This window comes from Geminicoccus sp., assembly GCF_036263595.1.
Lineage (GTDB): Bacteria > Pseudomonadota > Alphaproteobacteria > Geminicoccales > Geminicoccaceae > Geminicoccus.
In genome coordinates this window covers 1-3,888 of record NZ_DATAGQ010000234.1, presented here as the reverse complement: position 1 = coordinate 3,888, position 3,888 = coordinate 1, and the positions used below count along the sequence as shown (strand labels likewise).

Annotated in this window: 4 protein-coding genes and 4 pseudogenes; 1 reads left to right on the top strand and 7 read right to left on the bottom strand. The window is 62.8% G+C overall.

What is annotated here, in order from left to right; translation table 11 throughout:
• Window positions 1–140: 140 nt before the first annotated feature.
• On the bottom strand, window positions 141–263 hold the full coding sequence (locus VHL31_RS26785; protein WP_349262551.1) for a hypothetical protein: 123 nt from the start codon (window positions 261–263) through the stop codon (window positions 141–143).
• 218 nt (window positions 264–481) lie between these two features.
• Window positions 482–694 (bottom strand): annotated as a pseudogene (locus VHL31_RS26780) (thermonuclease family protein); the annotation flags it as partial.
• 342 nt (window positions 695–1,036) lie between these two features.
• Here VHL31_RS26780 and VHL31_RS25420 point away from each other — a divergent pair.
• Window positions 1,037–1,264 carry a hypothetical protein gene (locus VHL31_RS25420; RefSeq protein ID WP_329664046.1) on the top strand — a complete coding sequence of 76 codons (228 nt, stop codon included), beginning with the start codon at window positions 1,037–1,039 and terminating at the stop codon, window positions 1,262–1,264.
• An 825-nt stretch (window positions 1,265–2,089) separates the two neighbouring features.
• Here the strand turns inward: VHL31_RS25420 and VHL31_RS25415 are convergent.
• The 5 genes and pseudogenes from VHL31_RS25415 to VHL31_RS25395 form a co-directional block, all read right to left on the bottom strand.
• Window positions 2,090–2,461: pseudogene (locus VHL31_RS25415) on the bottom strand (transposase); the annotation flags it as partial.
• A 148-nt stretch (window positions 2,462–2,609) separates the two neighbouring features.
• Entirely contained in the window at window positions 2,610–2,900 is a 291-nt protein-coding gene (locus VHL31_RS25410) for a transposase (protein WP_329664045.1), read from the bottom strand.
• Between the two features lie 88 nt (window positions 2,901–2,988).
• Complete coding sequence (locus VHL31_RS26775; protein ID WP_414653830.1) at window positions 2,989–3,435, bottom strand: response regulator; 447 nt, start codon at window positions 3,433–3,435, stop codon at window positions 2,989–2,991.
• Window positions 3,433–3,621, bottom strand: a pseudogene (locus VHL31_RS27125) (sensor histidine kinase); the annotation flags it as partial. The gene VHL31_RS26775 and the pseudogene VHL31_RS27125, both read right to left, overlap by 3 nt.
• Before the next feature lie 126 nt (window positions 3,622–3,747).
• A pseudogene (locus tag VHL31_RS25395) lies at window positions 3,748–3,888 on the bottom strand (IS481 family transposase); the annotation flags it as partial.

The following is a 3,888-nucleotide window of genomic DNA, read 5'->3' as shown; positions in this document are numbered from 1 at the left end:
ACGGCATCAAGGGCCTCGTATAAGACCGACCGGGGCTTCGATGATCGGCGCTATCAGGTACGTGCTACGTGCCCGAAGCCATCGACCGCTCACTATGTCCGGCATCCCAAGGCACTGCAGAGCCTTTCGCGCCAGTCTCCTCAGGGCTGGCAAGGACAAGCCTGCCAACAGATCGACTCGCAGGGCACGCCGTCACGATCACCAGCGAGCCGGCGGAGACCGCACTGCGAGAGGTAGAACTGAGCTTCCTCACAGCTGCCCATCTCGCGGCAGACGCGCTTGCCTGAGCAGGTGAAGCCGCCAGCGGCGCTGGAAGAAGCGGCAGCTGTGTTCGTCTTGCTGCTCGCCTTTGGCGGCTGTGCCTGAACCCTGTCAGCCTTGCGCCACTCCCAGGGCGGCATGATCTGGTCGGCCTGCAAAGCCAGAGCCCGCGCTCGTGCGCTCCGGCATCCTCCTCGAGCTTCACCATCTCCGGGTCGTTGAGGTACTGCCGGTAGGCCCAGGCCGCCCCCTCTCGAACCAGCTCCCGGTTGACGTTCTCTTCGCCAGGCATGAGCACGGCGACGGTGCGGCCGTAGCGGTCGGGATCGACAGGTTCAACCTCGACTGTCTTGCCGAACACCAGTGCTGCGACGGCCTGCCGGGCGTTCTGACCGTAAGGCTGTCCAAGCTCCGGCGTGTCGATCGACCCCATCCGGATCTTATGTTGGACCTTCTCCTCGTCGAGCACGGTGACGGTATCGCCGTCATGCACGCCCACGACCTTGGCCGGGTAGGCCCAGCCGATGCTGGGCAGGAGCAGCAACGAGATGATGAAAAGCGCCCGCAGTCCAGCCTTGATGTTCCCATGATGTTCTCAGAAGGAAGGTCTTCAACCGCTCGCTGCGTACCAGCCGCCCCATCAATGGCTGGCTTGGTTGCCAAATGGCTGATTTCCGGCGGCAGCCGGTGGTTGATGTGACCAGCTAGCGCCCGGTATCGTTCAGGTCTGCCTGCCCAGCAGATGCGGAAGTGAACCAAGCGCGGGAGCAGCACCATGGCTGAGGATCCAGTCGACAAAGCCATCCTGGCGGCGCTCGCCGAGCGGACGGAACTGCCAGGGCCGGTTCTGCGAGAGCGTGCCGGCGTGAGCAATGACGAGTTCTATGCCGCTATTCTGCAGCTGGAGACAGACCGGAAGGTCAAGAGCAGATGGGCAGAAGGCAGCGCGCCAAGGGTGCGGCTCTACAGGCTTGCCGATGTGAAGCTCGTCCCAGAGGAATAGCGGCCCGCGGCGAGATGAATGCAGGAGGCAGCTACGCTCGCACACTGTGATCAACACATAACTCGTCGCGCATGCTATTCTCCGACTGGGTCGCCTGAGGCTGACTGCGTCTATCCTCCTGGCTTGTGCAGATACCTTGGAGATCTACGGATGAGCGCCGTTGTCATCTTGCCTGCAAAGGCTCTTGGAGGCCGGGGCGTCAGCGAGCAGGATCTGCTTGATCATCTGGCGCGGAACAAGTGGGAGTGCCGGGAGGGAGCTTGGTTCGCCCCAGAACGGGAAAGGGGTGAAGATGCCTTGGAGGCCCTCCGCAGGCATGTGCCGACCGCACCCGGCTTTGCGGCAGGCTTTGATGACGGCACGTGGCACGCCCTCAGGCACTTCAAGCCGGCTCCGCAGTTCGGTTATCGTGCATGGATGATCGCGTAAGAATGCTGGCGGTCCTGGTAGAGCAGTAGCTTCCCAAGCTACGTGTCGGGGAATCTCATCCTCTTCGTCGCATCCTGATCGTCCAGGGCGAGTGCCTGCTCGCCGCCCTCCCGATCCTCGACGGTACCATCCTGGACATCAACCTGCACGACGAGAAGAGTTTCCCGGCGGCCGATGCCCTGAGGGTGCGCGGCATCCCGTTCATGTTCACTACCGGCTATGCCGCATCGATGATCCTGCAGGCCTACCTGAGCACGTCGCGGTTCGATAAGCCGGTCAGGATGCAAGAGTTCGTGAGATCCAGCGAAGTTCTCTTTCCCTCTCCGCGGACCACTGCTCGCGTTGTCGCTCGTTGACCATGCCAGCGGTTTTAGTCTGAGAGCCTGCCTGAAACTGCTATGAGTGCAGCATTCGCTCGAGGCGCATGCCAGTCATGAACACCGAAGCGAGCACGGTCATATGTCTTGAGGTTTCGAGGCTGACCTCGTCGTCGATGCGCAGGCGACGATAGCGCTGCAGGCAACCGAAGGTCTGCTCGATCTTCCAGCGTCTGGGCTCGACCTGGAACCCCTTGCGCCCGACCGTGCCGACCATCTCGGCAGTGATGCCGCGGGCAAGAAGAAAGGCGGCGGGATCAGCGCCGGCAAAGCCGCGGTCCAGCCAGACCAGGAGAAGGGAGAAGTGGGCGTCGAGATCCAGGGCCAGGGCGTGCAGGGCATCGCGATCCTGCATGTCGGCCGACACCCCCCGTATCCCGAGCGGATCACCCTCAAGTGTCGACCATCAGCACGCGCTTCCTGCCCTTGACCTTCTTGTTGGCATCGTATCCGCGCTGGGGGCCGGTCCGGACGCTCTGCGTGTCGACGATTGCCGCCGTCGGCCGGCACTTGCGGCCGACGGCAAGTGACCAGGACAGCTAAGGTAAGGCCCGGTCCAGCACGGCCCGTCGCCGCCAGCCCATGAGCCGGCTCCACACGGTCTGGTGTGGAGGCGAGCAGAATGGCAGCCGCCGCCAGGCGCGGTCGTCGCGCGCCACGTGCCACAAAGCCTGGAGCATGGCCAGGGTCGACCAGACTCGCGGCCGCCCGACGCGCGCGGGCGGATCGAGCGCATCGATCGTGCTGGCCAAGCGGACAAGCATGCCCTGCCGCACCATCTCCTGAATGGCCGGCGCGTAGCGGCGCCGGTCGTCGGTTGTCCATGCCATGGTCGTCGTCCTCTGGTCGGGATCGTCGATCAACGGCGTGGGCGGCCGATGCGTTCGCGGAAAGCCGCAGCGGATCAGAGGCTTAGTTTCAGGCAGGCTTTGAGGGCTGCTTGTTCAGGATCTCCACAAGAACCGCCTGCAGCTCCCCGACCCGGAAGGGCTTACGCAGCAATGGCGTAGATGTGCCCAGGATACTCTCGATCGCTGCCGTATCCGCATACCCGCTGACAAACACGATAGGCAGATCCCTCCAGCGCTCGCGCAGGATCCTGGCTACCTCGGCTCCGTTCATGTCGGGCATCGCAAAATCCAATATGACAGCATCCGGCCGTTCTTCCGCCGCCAGCGTCAACCCCGTCGGCCCATCGGCCACCTGTCGGACGCGGTAGCCGAGCGCTTCCAACTGCTCGACGAGGATTCGGCGCATGTCGGGGTCATCGTCGATGACCAGCACCATCGCAGCCTGCTCCAGCTCAGCAGCCTCTGGGTCTATTGCGGCCACGGCGTCGGCAGGTACATCTGCTTGTGGGAGCAGGACCCGTACCGTCGTTCCCTTACCCGGTTCACTATCGATGCGAGCGGTACCTCCTGCCTGCTTGGCGATACCGTAGACTTGGCTCAGGCCCAACCCTGTTCCCTTACCTACGTCCTTGGTAGTGAAGAACGGATCAAATGCGCGCGCAGCGAGTTCCGGTGACATGCCTGTTCCGGTGTCGCGAACAGCTAGCTCAACATACTAGCTCAACATAGTTGCCAGCCTGGATCTCAGGATCACGCGGCAGGTGGATCAGCCGGGTGGTAATACTGAGTTTGCCGCCCTCAGGCATGGCATCGCGTGCATTGATGGCTAGGTGTTTAGTCCCGGATTGTGATGGTATGGGTTGGTTTTGAACCGCTGTGGCTCGATGGTCCACTGCTGACAGATGAACTCGTAGGGGCTTTTGCCTTTGAGGGTCTTCAGTCGGCGGGCGCAGTTGTAGGCGAGCAG

What these genes read in the sequence shown, in the direction of transcription:
- VHL31_RS25420 (WP_329664046.1), top strand. Translation starts at nt 1,037, where the DNA reads ATGGCTGAGGATCCAGTCGACAAAGCCATCCTGGCGGCGCTCGCCGAG.
- VHL31_RS25410 (WP_329664045.1), bottom strand. Translation starts at nt 2,900, where the DNA reads ATGGCATGGACAACCGACGACCGGCGCCGCTACGCGCCGGCCATTCAG.
- VHL31_RS26785 (WP_349262551.1), bottom strand. Translation starts at nt 263, where the DNA reads ATGGGCAGCTGTGAGGAAGCTCAGTTCTACCTCTCGCAGTGCGGTCTC.